General features: G+C 35.1%; 29 protein-coding genes and 1 pseudogene. 21 read left to right on the plus strand and 9 right to left on the minus strand.

What is annotated here, in order from left to right; all coding sequences use genetic code 11:
• Positions 1-28: 28 nt before the first annotated feature.
• Positions 29-301 (plus strand): GyrI-like domain-containing protein, encoded by a 273-nt coding sequence (locus tag ACFYKT_RS06780; RefSeq protein WP_389217326.1) that lies wholly within the window; start codon positions 29-31, stop codon positions 299-301.
• Between the two features lie 132 nt (positions 302-433).
• Here the strand turns inward: ACFYKT_RS06780 and ACFYKT_RS06785 are convergent, their stop codons facing one another.
• Positions 434-2,026 (minus strand): M2 family metallopeptidase, encoded by a 1,593-nt coding sequence (locus ACFYKT_RS06785; protein ID WP_389217329.1) that lies wholly within the window; start codon positions 2,024-2,026, stop codon positions 434-436.
• Between the two features lie 478 nt (positions 2,027-2,504).
• Between ACFYKT_RS06785 and ACFYKT_RS06790 the strand changes: the two genes are divergently transcribed.
• Positions 2,505-3,050 (plus strand): GNAT family N-acetyltransferase, encoded by a 546-nt coding sequence (locus ACFYKT_RS06790; protein WP_389217332.1) that lies wholly within the window; start codon positions 2,505-2,507, stop codon positions 3,048-3,050.
• A gap of 522 nt (positions 3,051-3,572) precedes the next feature.
• Here ACFYKT_RS06790 and ACFYKT_RS06795 read toward each other — a convergent pair.
• Entirely contained in the window at positions 3,573-3,866 is a 294-nt protein-coding gene (locus ACFYKT_RS06795) for a hypothetical protein (protein WP_389217335.1), read from the minus strand.
• Entirely contained in the window at positions 3,867-4,070 is a 204-nt protein-coding gene (locus ACFYKT_RS06800; protein ID WP_389217338.1) for a hypothetical protein, read from the minus strand. It abuts the gene before it with no gap.
• 162 nt (positions 4,071-4,232) lie between these two features.
• Here ACFYKT_RS06800 and ACFYKT_RS06805 point away from each other — a divergent pair, with 162 nt between their 5' ends.
• Positions 4,233-4,589, plus strand: coding sequence for a DUF3658 domain-containing protein (locus ACFYKT_RS06805; protein WP_389217341.1), 357 nt, complete (start codon positions 4,233-4,235; stop codon positions 4,587-4,589).
• 44 nt (positions 4,590-4,633) lie between these two features.
• Complete coding sequence (locus ACFYKT_RS06810) at positions 4,634-5,011, plus strand: VOC family protein (RefSeq protein ID WP_389217344.1); 378 nt, start codon at positions 4,634-4,636, stop codon at positions 5,009-5,011.
• Positions 5,012-5,171: 160 nt separating this feature from the next.
• Here ACFYKT_RS06810 and ACFYKT_RS06815 read toward each other — a convergent pair.
• Positions 5,172-6,292, minus strand: a protein-coding gene (locus tag ACFYKT_RS06815) for an IS3 family transposase (protein ID WP_389217347.1) whose coding sequence is annotated in 2 segments (ribosomal slippage) — positions 5,172-6,043 and positions 6,043-6,292 — 1,122 coding nt in all. Because the reading frame shifts where the segments join, the coding sequence is not laid out codon by codon here.
• Positions 6,293-6,406: 114 nt separating this feature from the next.
• On the opposite strand from ACFYKT_RS06815, the gene ACFYKT_RS06820 reads away from it, so the two are divergent.
• From ACFYKT_RS06820 to ACFYKT_RS06840, 5 genes are all read left to right on the plus strand, one after another.
• Entirely contained in the window at positions 6,407-6,871 is a 465-nt protein-coding gene (locus tag ACFYKT_RS06820) for a hypothetical protein (protein WP_389217350.1), read from the plus strand.
• A 195-nt stretch (positions 6,872-7,066) separates the two neighbouring features.
• On the plus strand, positions 7,067-7,576 hold the full coding sequence (locus ACFYKT_RS06825) for a hypothetical protein (RefSeq protein WP_389217353.1): 510 nt from the start codon (positions 7,067-7,069) through the stop codon (positions 7,574-7,576).
• Positions 7,577-7,847: 271 nt separating this feature from the next.
• Positions 7,848-8,192: a hypothetical protein gene (locus tag ACFYKT_RS06830; protein WP_389217356.1), complete on the plus strand. Its 345-nt coding sequence runs from the start codon at positions 7,848-7,850 to the stop codon at positions 8,190-8,192.
• 75 nt (positions 8,193-8,267) lie between these two features.
• Entirely contained in the window at positions 8,268-8,561 is a 294-nt protein-coding gene (locus ACFYKT_RS06835) for a hypothetical protein (protein ID WP_389217358.1), read from the plus strand.
• A gap of 407 nt (positions 8,562-8,968) precedes the next feature.
• Positions 8,969-9,373 (plus strand): VOC family protein, encoded by a 405-nt coding sequence (locus ACFYKT_RS06840; RefSeq protein WP_389217361.1) that lies wholly within the window; start codon positions 8,969-8,971, stop codon positions 9,371-9,373.
• Positions 9,374-10,032: 659 nt separating this feature from the next.
• On the opposite strand, the pseudogene ACFYKT_RS06845 reads toward ACFYKT_RS06840, so the two are convergent.
• Positions 10,033-10,194 (minus strand): annotated as a pseudogene (locus ACFYKT_RS06845) (ISL3 family transposase); the annotation flags it as partial.
• Between the two features lie 75 nt (positions 10,195-10,269).
• On the minus strand, positions 10,270-11,148 hold the full coding sequence (locus tag ACFYKT_RS06850; RefSeq protein ID WP_389217364.1) for an alpha/beta fold hydrolase: 879 nt from the start codon (positions 11,146-11,148) through the stop codon (positions 10,270-10,272).
• 150 nt (positions 11,149-11,298) lie between these two features.
• Here ACFYKT_RS06850 and ACFYKT_RS06855 point away from each other — a divergent pair, with 150 nt between their 5' ends.
• From ACFYKT_RS06855 to ACFYKT_RS06895, 9 genes are all read left to right on the plus strand, one after another.
• A complete protein-coding gene (locus tag ACFYKT_RS06855) occupies positions 11,299-12,000 on the plus strand; it encodes a MerR family DNA-binding transcriptional regulator (protein ID WP_389217367.1) in 702 nt (233 codons plus the stop codon).
• A 276-nt stretch (positions 12,001-12,276) separates the two neighbouring features.
• A complete protein-coding gene (locus ACFYKT_RS06860; protein WP_389217370.1) occupies positions 12,277-12,909 on the plus strand; it encodes a hypothetical protein in 633 nt (210 codons plus the stop codon).
• A 379-nt stretch (positions 12,910-13,288) separates the two neighbouring features.
• Positions 13,289-14,224: a DNA/RNA non-specific endonuclease gene (locus ACFYKT_RS06865; protein WP_389217372.1), complete on the plus strand. Its 936-nt coding sequence runs from the start codon at positions 13,289-13,291 to the stop codon at positions 14,222-14,224.
• Positions 14,225-14,510: 286 nt separating this feature from the next.
• Positions 14,511-14,960, plus strand: a complete 450-nt coding sequence (locus ACFYKT_RS06870) for an excalibur calcium-binding domain-containing protein (RefSeq protein ID WP_389217374.1) — start codon at positions 14,511-14,513, stop codon at positions 14,958-14,960.
• A 219-nt stretch (positions 14,961-15,179) separates the two neighbouring features.
• The gene (locus ACFYKT_RS06875) at positions 15,180-15,671 is read left to right on the plus strand and encodes a sigma-70 family RNA polymerase sigma factor (protein ID WP_389217376.1); all 492 of its coding nucleotides are present in this window, start codon (positions 15,180-15,182) and stop codon (positions 15,669-15,671) included.
• Complete coding sequence (locus tag ACFYKT_RS06880; protein WP_389217379.1) at positions 15,664-16,689, plus strand: anti-sigma factor; 1,026 nt, start codon at positions 15,664-15,666, stop codon at positions 16,687-16,689. The genes ACFYKT_RS06875 and ACFYKT_RS06880 overlap by 8 nt, the downstream gene beginning before the upstream one ends.
• A complete protein-coding gene (locus tag ACFYKT_RS06885) occupies positions 16,674-16,991 on the plus strand; it encodes a hypothetical protein (RefSeq protein ID WP_389217381.1) in 318 nt (105 codons plus the stop codon). The genes ACFYKT_RS06880 and ACFYKT_RS06885 overlap by 16 nt, the downstream gene beginning before the upstream one ends.
• Before the next feature lie 582 nt (positions 16,992-17,573).
• Positions 17,574-18,632 carry an ATP synthase beta subunit C-terminal domain-containing protein gene (locus ACFYKT_RS06890; protein WP_389217384.1) on the plus strand — a complete coding sequence of 353 codons (1,059 nt, stop codon included), beginning with the start codon at positions 17,574-17,576 and terminating at the stop codon, positions 18,630-18,632.
• A gap of 97 nt (positions 18,633-18,729) precedes the next feature.
• Positions 18,730-19,467 (plus strand): alpha/beta fold hydrolase, encoded by a 738-nt coding sequence (locus ACFYKT_RS06895; RefSeq protein ID WP_389217387.1) that lies wholly within the window; start codon positions 18,730-18,732, stop codon positions 19,465-19,467.
• Positions 19,468-19,634: 167 nt separating this feature from the next.
• Here ACFYKT_RS06895 and rarD read toward each other — a convergent pair whose 3' ends face one another.
• Both rarD and ACFYKT_RS06905 read right to left on the minus strand, forming a co-directional pair.
• On the minus strand, positions 19,635-20,585 hold the full coding sequence (gene rarD, locus ACFYKT_RS06900; protein WP_389217390.1) for an EamA family transporter RarD: 951 nt from the start codon (positions 20,583-20,585) through the stop codon (positions 19,635-19,637).
• 47 nt (positions 20,586-20,632) lie between these two features.
• Positions 20,633-21,145, minus strand: a complete 513-nt coding sequence (locus tag ACFYKT_RS06905) for a GNAT family N-acetyltransferase (RefSeq protein WP_389217393.1) — start codon at positions 21,143-21,145, stop codon at positions 20,633-20,635.
• Positions 21,146-21,295: 150 nt separating this feature from the next.
• Between ACFYKT_RS06905 and ACFYKT_RS06910 the strand changes: the two genes are divergently transcribed.
• Both ACFYKT_RS06910 and ACFYKT_RS06915 read left to right on the plus strand, forming a co-directional pair.
• Complete coding sequence (locus tag ACFYKT_RS06910) at positions 21,296-22,222, plus strand: LysR family transcriptional regulator (protein ID WP_389217396.1); 927 nt, start codon at positions 21,296-21,298, stop codon at positions 22,220-22,222.
• A gap of 390 nt (positions 22,223-22,612) precedes the next feature.
• Entirely contained in the window at positions 22,613-23,119 is a 507-nt protein-coding gene (locus tag ACFYKT_RS06915; RefSeq protein WP_389217399.1) for a DinB family protein, read from the plus strand.
• Between the two features lie 258 nt (positions 23,120-23,377).
• Here the strand turns inward: ACFYKT_RS06915 and ACFYKT_RS06920 are convergent, their stop codons facing one another.
• On the minus strand, positions 23,378-24,286 hold the full coding sequence (locus ACFYKT_RS06920; protein ID WP_389217402.1) for a helix-turn-helix transcriptional regulator: 909 nt from the start codon (positions 24,284-24,286) through the stop codon (positions 23,378-23,380).
• 77 nt (positions 24,287-24,363) lie between these two features.
• Here ACFYKT_RS06920 and ACFYKT_RS06925 point away from each other — a divergent pair, with 77 nt between their 5' ends.
• Positions 24,364-24,819 carry a VOC family protein gene (locus tag ACFYKT_RS06925; RefSeq protein WP_389218287.1) on the plus strand — a complete coding sequence of 152 codons (456 nt, stop codon included), beginning with the start codon at positions 24,364-24,366 and terminating at the stop codon, positions 24,817-24,819.
• Positions 24,820-24,821: the final 2 nt, after the last annotated feature.

Genomic DNA, 24,821 nt, shown 5'->3' on the forward strand with positions numbered 1-24,821 from the left:
AAGCCGCTGAATTAGTGGGGGGGGAATCATGAAAAGAGTAATTCCTAGTTTAATTATTCTATTTTTTATCGTGTTAATCATAACTATGTATGTAGGGATTATTAGTTGTTTCTGGGTCAGTGTTGAAGTAAAAGAGTATGAGGATATTCCAATGGATATGGTGACCCAGACCATACCTCCACAAAGATATGCTGTTCTAAGACGTATAGGTGCCAATAGCAAAATAGTAGAAGCATATAATGACTTACATAAGTGGATTGAAGACAATAATTTTGTAAGAATAAAAATAAATGGCATTTAGAAAAGTATTACGAATGGAAGGATACTGAAAAAGTAGAAGTCGATTTGTTAGATGGAGATACTTCTGTGGAGACAAAATAATAGGAAAAGGATAGCTTAGACGATACAGTCCATGCTATCCTTTCTTCACTAATTAACTTTTCACCTGAGTTTTGCAATAAATTTCAACAAGATAAGCAGGGTTTAATTTTTCACCCGTTACTTGGCTAATTTTTTCATTCCAGTTATATAGGGCAGCAGGTTTGAAGAATTGATTGATAAGCATTTCTCCCGTTTCTTTTGTGAAAAATTCAGGAGAAATCTTCGTTTCAATATGACGCTGAAGCTGCGCTGCCATTAATTCTCCAAGTAGATAATTTTGGTAGTAAATTGGTGCGAGTGTAAAATGAATTTTTGCAGCCCAATCGGGATTATCAGTTGAATCAGGAGGAGTGACCAGCTGCACTTCATTTACTGTTTTCCACCATAAAGCGTTTAAATCTTGATCGGGATTTTCGTACAGTTCTTTTTCAAAAAATACAAAGGTAATAATCCATCTTACTGCAATAAGCATTTGTAACTGTTGGTGCTTTTCTAATTCAGGAGTAAGCTCATTTACTGTTGCTTCATCAACTTGTAAGAAGCGCTTTAACCAACGTGGGTCTTTGCCCATTTTTCCAAATAACATCGCGATCGCTTCGGTTGTTAATGTATGACTTACTGTACGTAATCCGAATGGAAGACTCGCGTCTACATACTTGAAATAAGCTGCATGGCCAAACTCATGCAGGTTCGTTTCCATCCAATACGCATCTTCCATTAAGTTACAAAGGACACGTACATCACCTTCGCGGTCAATTTCTGTGCAAAAGGCTGTTGGGTTTTTCTTTTCTCTAGGGAATAAATCGCTTTTGGCATATAGGTCATCAATTTCGATTCCCATTGAGTTAAACGTATCTGTTGTGATTTGGACAATATCCTTCCCTTTGTAAAAAGGATCTAGATTGGTTGAATCAGATGGCGGTGCCTCTTGGAAAAAGGGATCGACATAATGCCATGGTCGTATATCCGCTGGATTAATCCCAAATCTAGTTGCTAAACGTTCATCTAGTTCTTTCTTCATCGAGCGGTAGGCTTCATCTGATTGAGCAATAAGTTCGTTGAAAATAGCGAATACCTCGTCACGGTCAAGTTCTTGAAGGGTAAAGCCCATTTGATGATGGTTATCAAACCCGAGTAGTTGTGCAGCTTCATTGCGCTTCTTCACAAGCTCAAGCAGGCCCTTTTCTACGGCTTTACCAACTTCCTTACTTGCAAACCATACTTTTTTGCGTAATTCTTGGTCACCGCTATTAACCAATACCTCTCGAATATCATTGGCAGAATACTTCTTACCATCCACAACAGGCTCGTATGTGTTAAATAATAAATTAAGTTCAGAAGAGCGTTTTGATAAATCAGCAATCACTTCTTCAGGGAGTTGATTCCCTTCCATCTCGCTTAGTAGAAGTTGAAGCTGACGTTTTTCAATCTCGGTTACGTTTTCCATTGCTAGAAATTGTTTTGTTTTCTCATATGAATCTTTTGAAGAGAATAAAAGATTGTACCTGGTTTCAGCTTCACTTAATTTAGCAGCCCACTCAGGGTCTCCAGTTGTTTGGGCCATCCAGCTTGCTTGAGCCCCCTCTTTAAATAATACTTGCATTTGATCATTGAGATCTTTTAGAAATGTTTGCAGTGTTTCCATATTTATCGCTACCTTTCTACAATTAATTATCACAATAGTAACCTTATTAAGGATTCGTTAAAGGTATTCTTAAACCTTTAAAAGCTTATAAAATATTTAAATTCATTGGGTTAAGAGGGCAGCAGATTAGTGAATTAATTCCCTGTTAACAAAGCAAGTATTCCTTTTTGGGAAATACCTGCTAAACGAGGATAAGAGCAAGTTCCCTTGTATAGATGGGATATCACCAAAAATGCCAGATTTCCTTATACTTTTTATAAAGGAATCTGGCTTTAATAATAAGTGAACTTCATCCCAATAATTAGACATGATTTAACAATTATAGAGTAACAACAATCCACCTTCTTCTGTTATGATTTTAGTATGAAAATCTTAATTTTATGAAGACTTTCACTTAAATTAACGAGCAGTAATTGAATAGGGTAGGTATTTAGGCTTGTGCTAGTAAAATTCTTTTTCAGAATGGGAAGGTGTCAAAATGAATATTGCAGAGGAAATCATAATTTCTCCATTAATGGATGAATTAATTGAGGACATCAATAAAACAAATGATTATTTTAAAGTGTTTGGTAAGGTTGTACCCAGTTTTCAATCAGGAAAATGGTCTTTTGAAGAGAATCTATTTGATGAAACTAAAGAAATTCGTTTCCCAGATGATAAACTTGATTGGAGCCGATATATAAACCGTGAAGATAAAGCTCTATTTTTAGCTTATAAGAATAATAATTGCATTGGGCAGATTAGAATAATTAAGGATTGGAATCGCCTTTGTTATATTGAAAATATCGCTACAAAAAAGGAATTTAGAGGATATGGAATCGGGAAGTTGCTCTTAACTAAAGCGGAAGAATGGGCAAAACAAAGAAAACTTATCGGAATGTCTCTAGAGGCTCAAGATGATAATCTTGGAGCGTGCAGGTTTTATGTGAAACAAGGATTCATACTAGGTGGAGTTGACACATTGAAACAGTCCTATAATCCAAATATAGAAACCACTTTGTATTGGTATAAGTTATTCAAGTAACGGGGTCTTTAGTTGAATAAGGTTTATCCTTTATTACAAGATCTGTTGTTGCACGGTACAACATATGAACTAATCCTTGTTATGTTCGGGTACAGGCTTGTGGAGTGGTATAAATTCGCTGAGTCGCCCGAAGATAAAGCACTGCACCTTAATACCTTACAAAAAATCTATGAGATGAAAAATGTGTGAGAAATATACTACTATAGTTGGAATTAATATTTTTTCTCTATATTATCATCACTAAATTTTAGCAGAGCTTATAGAAAAAATAAGGGCTAATAGCAAGATTGGATAGTCTTATTGAACAGGAGGAGATGAGAAATTTGTAGAGAAATATAACTATAGAGTCATTAGAGGTTTATGAAAAACCAATATTGCATATACAAATAAAATAACACCTATATATTGTATCAACGTATTTTCAATGCCAACAAAAAAGCCTGGATTAATTCCAGGTTCTACTTCTCACAAAATAAATTAATCTCTTATGCAACTTTTAGTATCTTTAGTTCCCCAATGCTATCAATCATCGGGTGTGGGTTTATATCCACTAGTATTGATTTTATGAACGAGGTATAAAACGTCTCTAATTGTATTTTTAAAAAGATTATGGACAACTTCTGCTGCTACCTTATTAGTTATTACTAACTCAGTAATATTTTCTTTTGACCATGTATCAAATAATTCGGAAAATTTATCGCCTCTTGGATCATCTGTATCTAAATAAGCCAAAAGAAAACAAGCATCAACAGCAACCGACGCTTGGCTGAAATCTTCATAGATAACATCGTTAGAATCAATTATGAAACCAGACATTTACTTGCCTTCCTTACAAAGTTCAGCCAAACGTTTACCTGCTAATGTTCGAACTCCACGTTTTTTTCTAATATCCATAGCCGTTTTTCCTGTTGAGTGACTTTGTTTTGTTACTTGCTTTAAAGGTGCTGCAACTGGTACCAAATTTATCACTCCCTCAATACTTTTGTAAATATTATACAAGTTCACATTATCATTGTCCATAATAATCACCACCTTTTTCCAAGGACATTTTATTATCATTATTGCCATTTATCTTAAAAGTACCCTCTAATAATTTTCAATAACATATTCGGACAGAATTGCAGATTAGTAAATTAATCCCCCGTAAGTAAAGTAAGTATCCGTTTCGAGTATGTATTAGTAATGACCATAAAAGCTCGTACTATAACTGAACAGGAACGAATGCAGCTTCAAGAAGAATGGAATTCCTTGGCACAAACAAAAGAAGTTCTGCGCCTGTGGCTGAAGGGTGAAATAAAGGGCATTAATGAAAATCACTTTGATCCACTGATCATAGATACCATTGAAATGCTTCATCGTAAACAGGAGAAAAAGGACTTCATCAAGGCTGGAATGGTGATTGGAGAAATCCTTTCGGAGTCAAACGAACTGATGAATGCTTTCTTCTTAGAGTATAGGATTCGACATTTACTATATAGTGGGATACTTGAATTGAAAGGAATACCTAAATCAATGGGACACTATAGTGTTAAGTTATGATGAGGAGTAATGAGCTACTAACACTGAGGAGGGATTAACGGAAAATGAGTGTTCTTTTCAGAGTTGAACTGTATGTAAAGGACATCGAAGAATCTGTAAACTTTTATCAAAACATGATCGGGTTAGATTTGTATGGAAGAGGTAAACGTGGTGCACGTTTTAATTTTGATTGTTTTTCATTATTACTTACTTCTGAATCAGCGTTAGGGGATAAACATTACTTTAAAAATAAGGCTATAAGTGATATTAAAGGAAATGGTTTTGAGCTAATTATAGTTGTCGATAAATTGGAAAAGGTGTATCAAAGATTTCTTGATAACAATTACCCAATTGAGGTTGAAGTGGAAAAATACCCTTGGGAAATGAGAGGTTTTAAGGTTGCTGACCCCGATGGATATTTTATAAGGATTACTTCTGAATGATATTTGTAAAAACTTGTACTTAAACAAACAGGGGCGATACTGGAACTGCGGTAATGCCCTTTTTAGTTTTGAGTAAGGAAGATGAAAACTTCAATAATTGAAGTAAAGAATAGTTCAATACGAAATCACAAAAGGAATGAGCTGGTATGTCAACACTAAACTAGACAATTTTTTTAAGGTGTCTTTGCTTATAATCAATCGGACTTTCATATCCGAGGGTTCCATGAATTCTTATGCTATTAAACCAGTGAATATAGTCCTGTAATTCCCTTGATAATTCTTCTAAACTACTAAAATGTCTGCCCTTCACAAACTCTGTTTTGATGATTTTAAATGTCGCTTCAGCTACTGCATTATCATACGGGCAGCCCTTCATACTTAAGGACCGTTGAATATTAAAAGTGGTTAAAGCATCATCAATCAATTTATTTTTAAACTCATTTCCACGATCCGTATGAAATAGTTGTATCTTATTAAGATCGACCTTGATAGAAGCTAACGCACGATAAACGAGTAATGCATCTTTATTGGGCCCTGTACTAAAACCGACGATTTCCCGATTAAAGAGATCGACAAAGACACATACGTAGTTCCATTTTTGGTTGACTCTTACGTATGTTAAATCGCTAACGATTGTGGTCATTTCTTGTTCCTGATCGAATGCACGATTCAGTTCATTCGTTTGTTCTGATTCATTACAGGATTTTGCATGTGGTTTAAATTGTGCGATTGTGTATGAAGAAACTAGACCCTGTTCCTGCATGATGCGCCCAATTCTTCGCCTGGAAACAATATGACCGCGCTTTTTTAACTCTACTTTGATTTTACGTGTTCCATAGTTCTGACGGCTTGCGTGAAAAATATCGATTACATCAGAGGTTACGGGATCCCCTGATACTCTTTCTTTTGCTTCATAATAATAAGTACTTCTAGGAATTTGTAGGACTTTGCACATTGCTGATATCGAGTATTTATGTTGATTATTCTTGATTACATTTACTTTCGTCCTAGTATCAGCGCGGCTTGCTTTAAAATGTCATTTTCCATTTCTAGTTGCTTGTTTCTTTTTCGGAGTTCCATTAATTCCTTTTGTTCATCTGTTAAATTATCTTTTTCCTTAAAAGAACCAGATTTTTGACTCTGGCCCACCCACTTGTCTAAAGAAGAAGGTGTAAGATCATATTCACGAATAATCTCTTTTCTTGGCTTTCCATTTTGGTACAGCTGCACGATTTGTTGCTTAAAATCTTCAGTAAATGTTCGGCGTTCTCTTTTGGCCATGTAGATTCTCCTCAAATGTATTATCTGTAGTCTACTTGACCTTAAAAATTCTGTCCAACTAAGTGTAGCCTATCCAAGCATTTACTTTAAAATAAGATTAAAAGGAGGTTTGAGATGCGAAAAGTTTATCTAGATAGAACAGAATTAACTGGAGCCATAAATGTAAATTTAAAAGATACTGAAATTATATCAGCAGGTACAACAATTTATTCTATGAGTGTTTATCATAAAAATGAGGAGTATCAAAAATATGCTAACGATTATGATATTCAATTTATCTTTGACGATGACATTCTAAATTTAGAATTTTATACGGTTCCATATGTAGATATTATGGCAAAAGATAGTAAAGGTGGATTTATCGGAACCGTTGGCCAACAATCTGATTTGGAAAGTGACGCACCAATTTGTTATATCAATAGAGATTTAGAGTGCTTGATAATTTCTGAAAACGGAGAAGATTTTCTGAGTATTATAGAATCATGGCAAGACAACTTGAAACCCTATGATAAAATTACCGTTTATCGTTCGAAAGCAGAAGCAGAAATGGAACTAGAATTTATCAATTTGTCTGTCTGATAGTTCTCCGTCATTATAAATTCATATTGAATTAACGGGGTACCTTAGTTGAAGAAGCATTAAGTGATTTTTGGATTGAGATCATATTCTAGTTATTCCATTAATGCGAAGTGCAAAAAGGTACTTGAGTGGCAGAATACTTAAATTAGGAATATGGGTGTTTAGTAAGAATATTTTAGTAAAGGGGGAGTGGAAATGAGTAAAAAAAGGAAGGTACTATTCAGAATTTCAATCGGTTTGAATATATTACTCGTTGCAATTGTGGCTTGGGGATTTATCAAGATAAACTTCGTAAAAGAGCAAGTTTTTATTACAGAAGTCCAAAGTAATTTAGTAGAATTGGAAGGTTTAATTGCTCACCAGAGTGTTGATCATTGGTCTGAACCTAACTTGGTTACAACTGAATTAGGAGATGTGTTAAATGGAATTTGGCTAGGGATGACAACTGGAGAGCAGCTTGGAACGCTTTCGAAAAGTGACAAGGAAATTCTTGAGCATTTGTATTCCAAATTAAGTCAATATCCTACTGATGAATTATATAGCTTTATTGACTTAACCGAAGAGGATAAACAGAATTTTGAGGGCCTACGGAAAACACTTCGTGAAGTTGGATTAGGATTAAATATTTCTATAAGTAACAATATGGACTCCTTTATAAGCAAAGCAAAGGCATTAAATGAAAAAATAGAATCCCCATTAAATTAAAGCACAGCAAATAATACCGGGAAAACGCTCAGATTAAAATATGAACGTCACCCCAATCATTAGACACAATCTAATAATTAGCGGTGCAGTATTTCTATTGCTAAAATGACTGCAGATAATACCTTACAGTCAGTAAAAATACTTTTATATTTTATTAGAGTTTCCAAGAGCATTACGAATTTTATAAAATTCAAGTTTATTACCAACAAAGAAAGAGGGGGAGTTTGCTATTCTTTTAAAGAGAAAAATACTAGCTGCTATTCTTAGTAGTTTGTTATTTGCACTTATTTTTTCAGTATTTGGTGGCTTCGAAGGGGATGGATTTTATAATTTATATTATATAAACATTATGATTGTCATTACGTACGGTGTGATTGCTTCCCTTATTAGTGACTGGATTAGTAATAAGATTGTTAAAAAAGCCTATGCTCGTGAAATTACCTCTTTCCTCCTTCATTGTATTTCAGGTGCAATATTACTAGTCCTCGGTCTTTTTTCTGCTATCTTATTCTTTATTGTTGACCGTTTATTAGAAAAGGTAAAGATTAGTTGGCTGTCAGTGATCATAGCCATTTTTATCGTAGTGCTAGTATTTATCATTTTGATTAATAGATAGTTAAAATAAGCGAACAGTTAGAGTTAGATGTTCCTGCTTTTTTATGGGGAATCATTTAAAAAGAGAGGGATTGTTATGAAATATAAAGAATATGATCATAAAATAGATGATGTACTATTGATTATATTGACAATCTTATTGGCAGTCTCTGGATTGGCGTTCTATCCAATATTGCGAATGTTTCCTAATTGGAATCTATGGATTTTCATTTATCCCCCCATACAAATAGGGTTCATCCTGCTATTAATTGCTGGAGTAAAGTCTAAAATAAAAACGATTAAGTTGTTTCTGGTCATTGTTAACACGATCTGTGTAATTCTAAACTTTGTTTTGATCTATTTTTATATGTTTCCCCGTGGCATTGCTTGAAGCAAAAAAAGGAATAGTCCCATCTTTTGAAGTGAATATGATTATGAAAATTTGTGAAGGAATGAACTTAAACAAACAGCTGCGATGCTTCATTAAGAGGTATCGCATTTTCTTATTTCATTAAAGAAGCGGGATTGTAGAAGAGTTCAGATTCATCTTTATTCAGCAGTCGGACTAGATTGGTAGAGTGACGCTAATTTCGCAGTTGACTGATCCTGCGTAATAATTGCGTCCGAAATTATAGAATAAAATAACAATAATCCACCCATTTCTGTTATGATTGATTTGGGTATAAAATCTGTAATTTTGTGACAACTCCAACTTGAATTAACGAGCAGGTTAGTTTCAGAAGAAAAATTGGAAATTAAGTATGATCCTTGATATGAGTGGAAATAAAGGAGCGAAAAATGACTACAAAATTTGTTCACCATATTTGTATCCAAACAAATAATTACGAAGAATCCCTAAAATTTTATAGGGATATTCTTGGTTTTGAATTAATCGAAGAATTTCCTAATTTCCATAAACGCTATTATAACTCTTGGTTAAAATTGGGTACATTCTATATAGAGCTTCAAACTGGAAAAATAGGTGAGAATCTTAATAGTGTAAATCCAAATACACAGGGCATCATTCATTTTTGTCTTTGGGTAGATGACTTAGTTAAAGAAGTCCAAACGATTGAACAATTGGGTTATGATTTTATACTAAAAAATGGAGAAAAAATTTATCGAGTGGAAAATGGAAGTTTGTGTAAATTAATAGCGCCTGAAGGTACAATAGTTGAACTAAGGGATAATAGAGGCATATAGCCTATTATACAGAAAGTTTCTATTCAAAAAATTGATTGGAAATTAAACATTCCCAGTTACAAAATAGTTTGTGGAGAAACGCACTTAAACTATAGGGTGCGATAGCTGAACAAAGCTGTCGCATCTTCAACTATTGGAGCAGAATGCTTCATTAACATTACAAGGAGAAATTAATTGTTCAAACTTCTATCTGTTCTTTGTCCTATACTTATTGGTGTTTTTTTCTCCCCATCTAATTCCCTTATTATGAGTCATGTTTTGGCTGTTCTTGGAACTATTTTTAGCATAATTAGTGTGAAAGAAAAACCAGATTTATTCAGAAAAATAATCATGATAATCAATCTATTGATTCTCGTGTTTTTTGTAGTAACAGATTTGTTTGTACTATTTAGGAACATTTAAATTCATATAATTTCATAGTGTATACGGGTGCGATAGCTGAACAAAGCTGTCGCTTCTTCAACTATTGGGAGTTTTAGTTGAATAAGGTTTATCCTCTATTACAAGGTCTCTGGTTGCTCAGTACAACGATACTCTGAAATAAAAAACTAATATTCCACAAGCAGGCGCTTTTCTAAATAAGGAAAGCGTCTTCCTCATGAAAAGGGCCATTTTGCGGATCAAAAAAGGGGTATTCGGATTTTATGGTGGAAAAGGGTCTATAAGTTACCCTTCTCCAATTTCTTAATAAGTGTGGAAAAATCAACCCCGTAGTAGCCTGTTATGTGATGGTCGATCACTTCATTCCAGTTGAAAGGATCGTATAACAGCGCCTTGCTAAAAGCACTCGAATTCAATCGGAGCTTACGTTTTTTATGGAGATTTTATTGCTCTAAGGTATGTCAAGTTGTTCATCCTTTGTGATTCTGTGAGATTAGGGCATCAGCTTACGATATTTAATGAGTGATATTCAAACGTTTAATCAACCAGTGCTTTATCAATGACTGCACTGTTACAGGCTGCATAGCTTTGGTGTGATCCATATCATTTCCTTTTATGATTTCTATATCCCATCCAAGGTGTTCTAACTCTTGTTTATTTTTTTGAAGTATACCGACCATATCTACTGTTACACCGCCAAAGTTTTCTCCATAAACAATCGTGTCTTTTTCCCCAGCAAACGCCAATCTTGGAATAACTAATTTATGCTGGATTTCACGATCATCGAATTCCATCAAATTTTTGTACATGGTAACGAATTGTTTCGTTTGATTCGTGTCGATCTTTACCTGTACGTTATCCCAATCAATCTTTTCTGGATGAATATGATCATGTTCCTTAATAACAGAAGAATTCTGATTATACAAAGCTTGCTCGTATGTTTTATTTGTTACCACCATCATTTCTTTATATGGACCATCTATTGGTGGAAAACCACCCATAATTAAGCTTTCTAATCTATCCGTCTGAATGGCTAATTGTAATCCAACTAAAGCTAACCAAGAATATCCGTAATAGCTAAACTTCTTAACGTTCATTTCATCAGCAATTGTTAACAAATCTTTTACTACATTTTCAGGTATGAGATTCTCAGGGTTCGGATGTTGCAAACGGTGTCCTTCGTAGTCAAAATATAGAATCTGAAACTTTTCCACGAGTCCCTCAATAAAATGTTTTCCTAATTCGGGGTCTACTCCCCACAACTTTAAGTATTCAGCTTCTTGACCATATACTGATTTTTTAGCAACTGGAAGCATGATGGTTGGAGAGTCGGGATTCCCAACTAAACCAACCTTTAATTCTGATTCATCCATAAGTTTTATGTTCTTCTCCATATTTATCACTCCTACATTGTTTTTACTATTATCATATAACATTCATGCAATATTTCGGTTTTCTGTCATTTTTCCTTTATATATTGGGATTATATTTAAAATATGTTATTGTAGCACTTTAAGGTTTTACTTTAAAAAAGGAGTCAATAAATGGAGTCATATACCCCTAAACAAATTGCAAATGCCTTAAATGTTAGCACAACCACTTTGAGAAGATATGAAGAACAAGACCTCATTCCTGTTGTACCAAGAACGAATAGTAATCACCGTTTTTATAAATCGATTCACTTCCAAGCCTTTACTACCATTAGAGCCTTGTTAAAAGGATATGATATACCCATTGTTTACGAAGTTATGAGAATGATTAAAAGTTCAAGATTTGGAGAAGCCCTATGGCTAGTGAATGAACAGCAATTCCATATACAAGTGGAGAAACAGCGAGTGGAAGAAATCCTGACTATGATTCAAAATGCTGAATTTACTCAATATAAAAATATAAAATTAAATGAATGTATGAGTATTGGAGAGGCCGCGAAAATAGCGGGAGTAAATACTTCAGCGATCCGCCATTGGGAAAATGAAGGGTTAATCCATTCAGAAAGAAATAATGAAAACGGTTATAGAATCTATTCGATCCCTGAACTACGAAAAATACTGCTCATAAGCAGTTTGAGAAAAACCGTTTATTATATAGAAAATATGAAGACATTATTAAACGAATTAGACACAGAAAACTATGATAAAATTGAACGTTCCTTTCAGTTAGCATTGGAAAATCTGAATAATCAACTAGTATTTCAATTCAAAGGAATTACAGAACTGATGCACTATATACACTTTTACAAGAATTAAATTCATAAAAAAAGAGATAAGCGCACGGCTATCTCTACATTCATGACAACTTATCAATCGTATTAGATTGATGCCTTAATAAAACGATTGTTTGATCGATTCCCATCAAATAATCGGATTGTTATTTAACGATTAAACAGGAAATTCCACTATCTATTCCGATGACTCAAAAAAAGTAACTTATTTAACAATTTTCCGTCTAACCAATCAAGGAGGATAATATAAGGGAAAATACACTTCTGAAGAAAAGCGACATTATTTAAAGGAGCGATTAAATTGAAAACGCACTATTCCATTTGGAAAAGTATACCGGTACTAGTTATAGTTTTCCTGCTTACTGCTTGTACAGGAGAAACAAGGCCTTCCGATACAACGATAAAGGAAACGACAGAAGCTGAATCAATACCGTCTTCTTCATCCGGCCAGAAGCCAAACGCTCTAGAAACTCGCCCAGCAGTTAAAAGCTTCGAACTGCTAACATCTAAGGGGAATCAGTCACTGGAAGCTACTCTATATCAGGGGGAAGGATTTTCTTTGTATGTCTTTGAGAAATTTACATTTGATGCAACTACGGGTCGCTTATCATTAAGTGGAAATCCGGGATATTACGTTGATATTGAACCACTGTCATCCGATTATGATTTGGCTCAACTTGAAGTAGTGGGTAAGGAAGAGCTGCATCAAATTGGTGATGTATCCAATTTTAGCGGCGAGTTGCTCGAACATCCTCTTGGTTTCGCGGATCTCTATCTTCAAGCTTCCGGAAAGGAAGGCATTAGCGATTATATCGTGTGGACATCGGAATCGGGCGATGCTTTTTTGTTCCATCTTCATAATCCGAAAGGCGCGGAGGCACCCGATTTCGCCGGACCCATTCAAATTTCCCTATCTACTGTACAATGTGAATAAAACACTGCCGATTTTACCTAATTTGAAAACCTGTCTAAAGAAACAATTTATTAACTCTGTAAACTAGGTGTTTTTTCATTATAGGGCTTTAGTTTAAATAATCTTCAACAAACGGGCACAATTCCTGAATTGGAATTGTGCCTTTTTCAATACTAGAACTAATATTCCGCCATAAGCAAGTACTAGCTAAATTTTATTATAATGCCATTGACTCTACTAATCTTTATTGGAATTTAACACTATATACTTCAAACTTAGTATCTACCACAATAAAATTAATATTGTAATATACTATTATAAATAGGTTTACAATGTTAATATATGTTTTATTCAATGATCTCTAGAATGTTCAGTAAAAGATACTATAAGGAGTCCTAAAATGAAAAAGAAAATAAACTATTTAATCTTACTTTTAACGGCCATCTTAATAGTTGGTTGTACTAATGTAGAAGATGTATCGCATACGGATGGGAAAGCTGATTCACAAGAAGTAACTACAAAAAATAGTGAAAAAGAAAAAACTACGACTGAAAAACAAGTAGTAGAGGAAACATCAACAGAATCAAAAGATCAACTGTTTAAAGGTTACAAACGAATTGAAGTTGATGGTGGTGATTTGTCTGGACATCGCGAACCTAACGCCGTCGTTGACATTGGTTTTGGGGATCGAGAGTATTGGTCCTTTACGAATGAACATGGGCAACTAGTCCGTGTCATTGCTGACGAAATCGTTCTACAAGATGATCGTACCGAACCTGTAACATCGTCTGGCAGATACTATGCTGATGAAGCAAAAGTTCCTGGTGTAGAAAGAGCAGATTTAGATGAAGGACATGTCATTGCAGATTCACTCGGAGGGGTTTCCAATGCTTACAATATTACTCCACAAGAAAGTACGCTTAACCGACATGGGGATCAAGCATATATGGAAGATGCCATTCGTAAAGCTGGTGGGGCTACTTATTTTGAAGCAATTATCACATATCCAAATACGGAAACGCAGATTCCTTCTCATTATAAGTACACTTACACTTTAAAAGGGAATAAGATTGTAGATGAGTTTGAGAACGGCAACCCTGATGAAATAAATAAATCTCTAGGCTTAACTGAAAGTAAATCAACTAACTCAAATAAGTCAACTAGTTCTAATAAGTCGAATGGCACTGCCGATATTTCTAGTGTTGATACAGATGGGAATGGACAAGTGACGATTAAAGAAGCAAAAGCAGCAGGTTATAGCATGCCAATAATGAGTAATCACTGGTTATATCCATTTATGGATGATCGAGATAATGATGGCATGGTAGGGGAATAAGCACCTATAACTCAAAGCAAATTAAATGAATGAAATAAACGGATGACTTCACAGAATCAATTGGGCGCGAGTGTAAATAAAACTTAGATTTTCAAACAAGCATAACCCCGTCCTTATTTGAACGGGGTTATGCTTGTTTGAGCTTTGTGTTGGATTTAAGATAAAAAGGATTTCAGTTTTAGTTTGGAATCCTATTTAAATAATATAAATGTATTCGCTCTACAAAGTAATTTAGTAGTATAATAGGATTGTTATTTTTGTAAAAATTTACAAAAAGGGGATAGTTATGAAGAAATTTGCCTACCTGTTTATGATAGTATTATTCGTTTTCCTTACAGCTTGTTCATCAAATGAATCAACTAGCAAAGAGGAAAATGCTGAAACAAAGAATGAAGAGAAACAGAAAGAAGAAGCAGAAACAAAAGCGAAGGCAGAAGCAGAAACTAAGGCGAAAGCAGAAGCAGAGGCTAAAGCGAAGGCAGAAGCAGAGGCTAAAGCGAAAGAAGAGGCAGAGGCTAAAGCGAAGGCAGAAACAGAGGCTAAAGAGAAGGCAGAAACAGAGGCTAAAGCGAAGGCAGAAGCGGAGGCTTTAGCAAGTTCGACACCTTCTAGTGAAGAGTCCTTTGCCAACTGTACCGAGTTAAGAAAGGTATACCCAAACGGCGTACCTGCTGATCATCCAGCGTATCAATCTAAAATGGACAGAGATAAAGATAATTATGCTTGTGAGAGATAGAAGATTTATTAGGTAATTTATTTGTTTTAATCGGTCCCTCTTGCATAAATGAGAAGGGCTAATAAAATAACCTCTACAACAATCGGGCCAATTCCGAATTATGAATTGTGCTCTTTTTTTATGCTTTATACAGGCTGCTTTCATTCAAAATAAAAATAATTTCTGATTTTGCAACTTTTTATATGGCTGTTTCGTGGATAGGGTGAAGGGGGGAAAGTGGTGGATTTAGATGAAGTGTTTGAAGAATATGTAGATGATCTATATCGATACTTGTTTTCCCTTTCAAAAAATTACCATACGGCAGAGGACTTAGTCCAGGAAACGTTTTACCGGGCGTATCTTCAGCTGTCGGCAGAGGACATTAGTCATATTAAACCTTGGCTGTTTAAAGTGGCTTATTATGCTTTTATTGATTTTATTAGAAAACATAAACGGCTGGTCGTTACGGATGAAGTACATAATCAAATAAGCTTGAAAACACCGGAAATAAATTTTTTAGCGAAGGAAGGCTTTAACGCACTTATGAACGATATTCATTCATTGAAGGAAACCGAAATGCATGCACTCCTTCTTTGTGACTTGCATCAGTTGAGTTTAAAAGAAGCGGCTGAAATTCTTCAATTAAATTTGAATACGCTTAAGAGCCATTTATCAAGAGGAAGGAAAAAAGTGATTGAAAGGGTCAAGGAAAGGAGGAGGCAGGATGGATAAAGAGCAAAATCAAAACGATAAGGAACTTTATCAATCTTTTTTAAATGAATCGATGCAAGACTATGGAAAAAGCCATATTATACCGAAAAAAAATCAAAAGAGACTGATTAAAGCGGGGAGAAATCATGCCCTTAGAACAAATATTATGATCAGTCTGGCTGTCTTATTATTAATTGTGCCTGTGCTTACATTAAGCAGCTATTTGTATTACGCGTTTGGCGGAAAAGCGAACCATCTCATTGATATCGCCACAAAAACAATTTATGTAACGGAACCGAACATGAGTTTAGAAGAGATGGAGCTAGAAGAAGATATCGGATTTTTTACGATGAATGTTTATTTTGATGTGTTTAAGTGGATTGGAAAAGAGGATTATAAAGCTGGAGCGTACTCGGTTCGTTTTGCTCTGTCTAATCCAAATATTCCTGAACGAGATATGAAACTGGAGAGGCCGCTTCCAAATATAGGAGGCATGGAAACAGACATGCTTTATCATCCGGACGGACCATATGGCAAAACGGCCTATTCAGACTGGGATATTCTGAAACACCTTCCGGATGGAACGGTAGGAGAGATTTATCTTTCTTTGGATCGATTAATGAAGCCAGAGGAAATTGAAAAACAGCTCGGGAACAAAGTTGAAGTAAGGTGGGTAGCTGTTGATACGGGGCTTGAGGATAAAAGCCTATATGAAGCTGAATATTCAGTTGCACCAATTGGCTATCCGCTGCAGATTGATTCCACTACATGGTCACCATTTAATGGAAGAGATAAGTCAAATGAAGAGGTATTTTTAGATATTTTACATTTCCTGGCCAAGGATGAAAAAACAGCTGAGAAAATATCGCGGGCAAGATCTTTAGTTTTAAAAGAAAGAATCCCGTATATCGAGAAAAATGGAATCCATGTCTATGGAGCAGTTGTCACCGGACCCACTTCGGAATTAAGAAAGCTGAAGGATAATGATTGGATTAGAACGATGAAGGTGGGGGAAGTGAAGCTATGGAACTGGAAATGAACAATAAGAACAAAGAAAAACAAAGCAAACTGCAAACGATTTCGGGATTCCTCTCCTTCCTGTTTGCTCTTATTGCGCTCGCTGGGGTTAATATTACATTATTAATGGATATCGATGATTTTCCGAAACTATTTCTTGTCGACATGCCAATCGTTGGCTTTTTCCTAGGGCTGTTTGGGTTAATTACATCTAAAAGATCGAGATTACATGCGTTTTGGGGCATAGGGATTAGTTTGTTTATTTTAGTTTTTACATTTCTAATGATTGGGCTATCTTGGGTGGGGATTAATCCGAAGCCTTGAAATGATCGTGCAGAGGGAAAATGGCCGGCGATCGGGATGGGATGTTAGAGCTTTGTATATATTTTAGGCTCTGTTGAAATTGAATTGATTTTACTTTGTTTGAAAAATAAACGGAGAAACTCCGATTAAATTGGGAAATACCCATATTTCCTTAAAAATAAGGGAACTGTTTCCGCTTATTTGATCTGAATTGATGGATTTTGTCAGATTTAGAGCTGATAAGCGGACTTTCTCCGCTTATTTCTGCTTCTACAGCATTCTTTTTTAAAAAAGGCGGAAATTCTCCGTCTATTACTCCTCATACATAGATACTTTAGTAAAAAAAATAGAAGTATTATGCACCGTTAAAAAAGCCGAATTCCTCAAAGCTTAGGAATCGGCTTTTTAATTGGACTCTAATTCGCACAATTTTATCAAAAATAAAAGGATTTCTCACTCTCCTTAGATAGCTCCACTCTTCCATGAGAATGACTAACATTCCATCTAGTTGCTTTGGAAAGTAATTAAAAATAAATCCAAGAGTAATTATTTATTGCTTTATAACGCTATTTAACTTACTATATAAAGTAAAGGAGGAGTATTATGGAAAAAGCAGATGACTTAAGACTAAATGTAAGTTTATTACGTAGGAAAGTTCCGAATTTAACAAGTGCAGCCCGGCTAGTTGGTTTGCGGCCAGCTACCGTTTCTAATCTATGCACGGGGAAAATACCTGTTGGCAGAGCAGAGGTTCGAACGTTAGTTGCACTGGCATCTTTAGCCGATTGCAGTTTAGATGATCTGATTATCAGGGCGGAGAAAATCGAAATGATAGAAACCAAAATTAAAACGTTGGATTTATTTGCTCCGTTGGCAAAAGGAGGGACTGTAGGTTTGGTTGCTCGCCCAGGAATGGGGCAGCTCGTTGTGTTAGCAGAATTACTCTATCGGCTTAAGAATGAATCATATAAAACAATTCTTTTAATGCCTGAAGGTGAACACCGAGGGTTAAGTGATGTGATTGAACATGCAGAAATCATTACAAACACAATCGAAGAAACATATGCGAGTATTGCGAGTAACGGTGGAGATCAGGATATTATTTTTATTGCAGACAGAACGCATGTGATAACAGGCGGCATCCAACAGCTGCAGGAGAATGTGCAAGGAATTGGCATTCATTCTGTTACTACGTTCCTCGTTGATTTGACAGGGGAAGTTGTTGATGAAGATTTACCTTATGGACCACTTGAAACCTTATGGCAATTCGATGCCGACCTTGTCGCAAGACATCGCTACCCAGCCGTTAATCCTCTAAGTTCAACATCATCTGTTCTCGAAGTAGCTCATTTAGATCAAGAACACTTTGCCATTCAACAAAAAGCCCTAAAAATTCTTCGCCGTTATCGGGAACTCCGTTCATTAGTGAATGTGAGCGGGATTGAACGGATTCCAACTTCTGAGTTACAAACTTATCGAAGAGGCGAGAGACTTGAAGCCTATTTAACTCAGCCTTTTTATGTTGCCGAGGCATTTACAAAGAAGTTAGGCCAAGCGGTTAGCCTTCAAGATACTTTGAATGATGTGAAAGAAATTATGAACGGTGCCGCAGATTCTAAAAACGTATCAGAATTAGAGTTTATTGGGAATTTACAATCTTAGGATTTGGAAGTGTTTCTTCACTTATGTCATAAACAACACTGTATGCTCAAAATAAATATATAATCCATTATTTTATAAAAAAGGTAGGAATTACTATATGATTTATAACGATAGTTGGGTTGATAATAATGGTATTAACATACACTTTGTTGAAACAAATGCTAATTTAAAGGAAGAGACTCCTTTGGTAATTATTCCTGGACTCTTGGAATCGGCAGAAGATTATATTTCTGTAATTGAAAATCTCTCCGCTAGACATTGTATCATTATCACGCTTAGGGGGCGCGGCAAAAGTGACACTCCAAAAGCTGGATATAGTTTGGATGATCATATCAGCGATATAGAAGCTGTTATTACACATCTAGAGCTAAAAGGCTTTATTTTATTCGGCTTTTCTAGAAGTGTTTCATATGCACTTAAATACTCTTTAATAAACAAAAACTTAGTTAAAGGGTTAATCATTGGTGACTATCCTGCTATTCATACACAACTTCCTCAAGGCTGGGTTGAGTTTTTCTCATCCTTACCGCCTTGGAGGGGAAAACCTTTATCCGAAAGAATGAGTCTTACAGCATTACATGGGATACAAAAAGAGTCAGCTCAAGTTATATTTTGGGATGATTTATCATCAATTGAATGCCCCGTCCTTATTATTCGTGCCGGGAAACATGGAGCAGCGTTATCAGTAGAAGCTGCGGAACAATACTTAGAGAAAATGCCCCAGGCAAACTTAGTCGTATTCGATGAATCGAATCATAATATTTTTGAACCTAATTTAGATACATTTATACAAACTATCGATTTATTTATGGATAATTGTCATGCAGGATTATGAGAGCTTTCCCCCTTTTTTAGGGGGCTTTCTTTTTTCCAAAGCAGTGTGGAAAGACTGCTCAATTCTTATCTTATAGAGATAACTTCTCCGTAATGAATGACAAAAAGCTATCTTTGCATAAAAGAAAAGATAGCTTTCAATCTTACTCTACTTCCTAGGAAACATAATCATGTCTTTTCCCATCTTTTTGTTTTCCCTTTCCATGATGAAAGTGAAAAAACTGCAAGTGAAAGCCAAATAAAACCAAAGGAAAACCATTGAGATAAGGTGATTGAATTTCCAAAGAAACATATCCCTAGGAGAAAGGTGATAGTTGGAGTAATATACTGAAAAAATCCGATTGTTGTTAATGTCATTCTTTTTGCACCTTCTGTAAACCATAGAAGCGGTAAAACAGTAAGGATACCTGCTCCGATTAATAAGATCGATAAATGAATGTCTGAACCAAAAAACATTTTATTACTTCGTTGTAAAAGCACTAAAATAAGCAATGCAAAAGGAGTAACCATCATTGTTTCAATACACATTCCGATTAGTGCATCTACCTTGATATACTTTTTCACTAATCCATAAATCCCAGAAGTAATGGCTAAAGAGATAGCGATCCATGGAATTTTGCCATAGTCATAAGTAAGAACCGTTACTCCTAAAAAAGCTATTAACATTGATATGAGAGTGCCTGTTTGAATCTTATCTTTTAATATAAAGGCTCCCAAAATCATACTTACGATAGGCGTAATATAGAGTCCCAAACTAGCCTCCATGATATGACCGAAGTTAACTGCCCATATGAATATGAGCCAATTTGAACTTATTGCAAGAGAGGCTATAAAGATATAAAAGAATTGTTTGATGTTTACTTTAAATTCTTTAAGCAGTGTAAAGAAAGCCAACCGCTTTTTAGAATGAATGATCATAATAGTAACAACAAAGATAAATCCCCATAGAATTCGGTGAGCTAATATTTCTATTGAGGAAACTGTATTTAGGGAATTCCAGTATAATGCTAGAAACCCCCAAAGCAAGTAAGCTAAGGAGGTATAGACATACCCCATTATTTTCTCTGGATGACTGGAGATTAGAACTTTTTCTTTAACTAATGGATTCCATGCAGTCACAGCTTTCACCTTTCAGTATTGATCTATTTAAAAGTATGCAACGAATATTATTCTTCTACAGGAGTTTTAGGACCGTTAAGTTCTTTTTGATAAAAAGCTAAATCAAGCCATCTATTGAATTTAAAACCTGCTTTTTTTATTGTGCCTGAATGAACAAAGCCAAAGTTTTTATGCATGGCAATGCTTTTTTCATTTGCAGCATCAATTCCAGCAATTAAGGTCATATACTCTCTTTCCTTGGCAATAGCGATTAATTCTTTCATTAAGGAAGTCGCAATTCCCTTTTTTCTGTATTCCTTATCCACATAAACAGAATGTTCTATTGAATATTTATAAGCCGGCCAGGCTCTAAAAGGACCGAATGTCGCAAATCCAGCCACTCTATTATCCTGTTCGAAAACTACTATTGGATAACCTTCACTCATCTTTTGTTCATACCAAATTTGCCTGCTTTCAAGCGTTTGGGGTTTATATGCGTATACAGCAGTCGTATTGAGAATGGCATCATTATAAATTTCCAAAATGTCCATTAAATCTTTTTCAGTTGCTTCTCTTATCATAGTTGTCTTCCTCTCAAAAAAAGTTTGTTAATCTCTAATTTATTGTAGAACGCTCTATATAAAACGTAAAATTGAACTTTTTAACCTTTTGCCATAGAATAAAGTTATAGCAAAGCAATTAGTGAATGAAATAAAAAGGATGGGACGAACATGACACTCCAGCAATTTCGTTATATCGTGGAGATTGCCAAGCATAATTCTATCAGTAAAGCTGCTTCCGCACTTTACGTGACACAGCCCAGTATCAGCAAAGCAGTACGTGATCTGGAGGCTGAGTTAGGAATTACGATTCTTGATCGAACGAATAAAGGCGTTGTCTTCACCAAAGATGGTACAGAGTTATTATTTTATGCTAAAACCCTTTTAGAACAAATGGAATCTGTCGTCTATCATTTCAATAAGGAAAAGGCGGCAGACGTAACAAAGTTCTCTATTTCCTCTCAACATTATGGTTTTGCAATAGAGGCTGTTGCAAATTTGATGGATTATTTTAACGAGCAAAAATATGAATTCACGATTCGGGAAGGAAAGTCAACTGAGGTAATTGATGACGTGTACGCAAGCAGAAGTATTCTCGGAATTCTATCTCTGACTGATTTAAACAAGAGCTTTTTTGAGCGTTATTTTACCTCAAAATCATTACTGTTTACTCCACTCGCTTCAATAAAGCAACATGTCTTTCTCCGTAAAGAGCATCCTCTGGCTCATCTCGAATGCATTACGTTGGAGCAGTTAAGGAACTATCCCTTTTTAACCTATCAGCAGGACGATGTAATGCTTCACTTTGCAGAAGAAACGATCAATGTAGACGAAATTGGAAAAGTGGTCTATTTAAAGGATAGGGGCACTATGAATAATCTCCTGTCGAATACAGATGCCTACAACATCGGAACCGGCTGTATCGTAAATAATTATATGAACTCCAATATTATCTCGATTCCATTGGAAGGAAGCAACCTAATTCAGGTGGGATTGGTGAAGCGAAACGATGTGTTTTTGCCAGAGGAGGTTCTGGTATATATTGATTTTTTAGAATTAGCTTTAGGGAAATCTATGCCTGTTGATAGTAGAAAGTAGGAGTACTATTTCAACGAAAAGGGCAGATTGCAGAACTAGATAGGAAAGCTAATTTTATTTTAAAGCAGCACTTATAAAATTTATAATGCAGAATAGAAATCTGATGAAGATTGTTGAACCAAATGTAGAATCATTTGAAGTTCCACAATAATTGATTGGTTAAACGATTCGAGGCAAACTTTTTTATTATAAACGTATACTTAATTAAAAAATCCTGTGTACATTCAGGATTTTTTGTTATTCCACAATTGGACTAGATTGTGAAATAACAAAATAGGTTCAAAATTTAAAAGGATTTCAAATATTTTAAAAGAATTATTAGGAAAAATAGAGCAAAAATAATCTTTTCTTTTCATGAACATTAAATTTTATTGGTAAAGGAGTGATTAAATGAGTAATTTAGAACTAATTGAAACCTATAAAATCGAACTGCTAAAATATTCACTTGAGCAACTAAGATTTATAACAGCTGATGGAGTTTGGTCCATTGGTCAAATGTACGACCATGTGATTCTTGTTGCTATGGAGTACCTAGATAATGTGGAAGCTTGTGCAGCATTAAAGGAAGAGCAAAAGCTTGGGAAAACGGAGTCTGGAGAGCATTTTTATAAAATTGGAGGGTTCCCACCAATCAAAATCAAGTTACCAGACGAACTAAATACCCCACCAAGTAATTCGGATAATATAGAAGAACTATCGGGTAGACTAGATCAAGTAAAACAGAGGTTGAGACAATGGGAATCTAGAGTAGATGCAATAAATCCCAACTACAAAGTTAAACATGGAGGACTTGGCTGGCTGAACGCAAGAGAATGGTTCGATCTTGTCGATATGCATTTTCGCCATCACTTACGTCAGAAGTCTGAACTAGAACATAAGATTAGATTCAGACACTGATTGGAAAATAGTGTGGACAAATAATTTAACATTTGTAATAAAAAACCTAAGATGAAAACCTAAAGGAAATGTTTTCATGAGGCTTGGTTTTAACGCCTGTTGTTGCTGTTTTAGTCTATAAGGATTATTTAAATAAAAAGAAATAAATAGACTTATTAATGAATCCACTTCTGTTTTACTAGGAAGTGGATTTGTTTATTAAAATACATTAATTCCCAATTATTTACCTACGTTTATTTTTACTATGTGCGAAAAATTCTATTTGTAGAGGTTCACTGCTTCCTCTAGAAAGTTTAAATAGTTTGAAATAAAACCTTTTGGCTCCATAATTTTAACTTTATTACCGAATCCGGCTAAAAATTGGTAGGCAAATTGATTCTCAGGCAATTCAATTGTCGTAAGGTAGCTTCTTGTCGTCACTTTTGTAACGGCATTTTTTCCGTATCTCTCGATAAATTGATCTTTTACTGCAACATCTATCAAGAGCTGTACACTAACTAAATTTAGTGGTTCATTATGTTGTTTTTTTTCTTCAAATACCTTCTCGGGTCTTGGGACAAAATAACCGTCTTTTTGGATATTTGTGATCCTCGTCAATTTAAAGATTCGATAGTCTTCCCGTTCTAAACTATAACCAAAAAGATACCAATGCATTTCACTTAAATGTAATTTATAGGGTTCTACGATCCTGTGAGTTATGTTTCCCATTTGGTCTACATACTCAAACTTTAATAACCAATGATTCTCAATTGCTTGCTTGATAAATAAAATATCTTCATTCATTTGGCTTCTTCCTGTCCACTCGTAAAAAGATAAATTAAGTTTTGGAGAAATCTCTGAGCTTGTCATTCCTTTGATTTTTTGAATAGTCATTTGAATCTCTTGATTTGTAATCAGTCCTTCAAAACCCCCTAAAGCTATGAAGATATTTTCAACATCCTTGTGATTTAGTAATCGTTTATCAAATTTATACTCTTCCATTAGTGCATATCCGCCTTCAGCACCATATTCTGCATAAATAGGGATGTTCGCATAGCTTAATGCTTCCATATCACGTTGAATCGTTCGTCTCGTTACATTGAAAAGTCGGCTAAATTCGGATGCCGAAACAACTTCTTTTTGTAACAAAATCATCACTATCGAGATCAGTCGTTCAATTTTTTTCATATTTCCCTCCCATATACGACATACAGTTGTCGTATATGTCCTATTATACTTCAAATATGAAAAGGAGGAATGAAGTGATGAAAGCAATATCTTATCTACAATTTGATGGACGAGCAGAAGAAGCGTTAGCCTTTTATGAACAGGCATTACAAGCAACAAACGTAAAAATGGTGAGATTTGGTGCCTTTGGTCAAGATCCAAATGCCCCATTAGCAGAAGAAGAACAAAACATGATTATGGAATCTCGTATTGAGTTTTCAGGGAATATTTTAATGATTTCTGATGTTCTGCCATTTATGCAAGCTGGGATAGGCGGAATCATAAAAGGGAATACCGTCTTAATTAGTATGATTGATGCTGATCCAGAAATGAATAAACAATATTTTGAAGGTCTTTCAGAAGGGGGTACTGTGATCATGCCGCTATCTTCTACGCCATGGTCAGCAAGTTTTGGTGTGCTAGTTGATAAGTTTGGGGTAATGTGGAAATTTAATAGTGACGCGAGTAAATTTCTAGATCGTTTCGTAAATTAAAT

Source organism: Cytobacillus mangrovibacter (assembly GCF_042865275.1).
Lineage (GTDB): Bacteria > Bacillota > Bacilli > Bacillales > Cytobacillaceae > Cytobacillus > Cytobacillus mangrovibacter.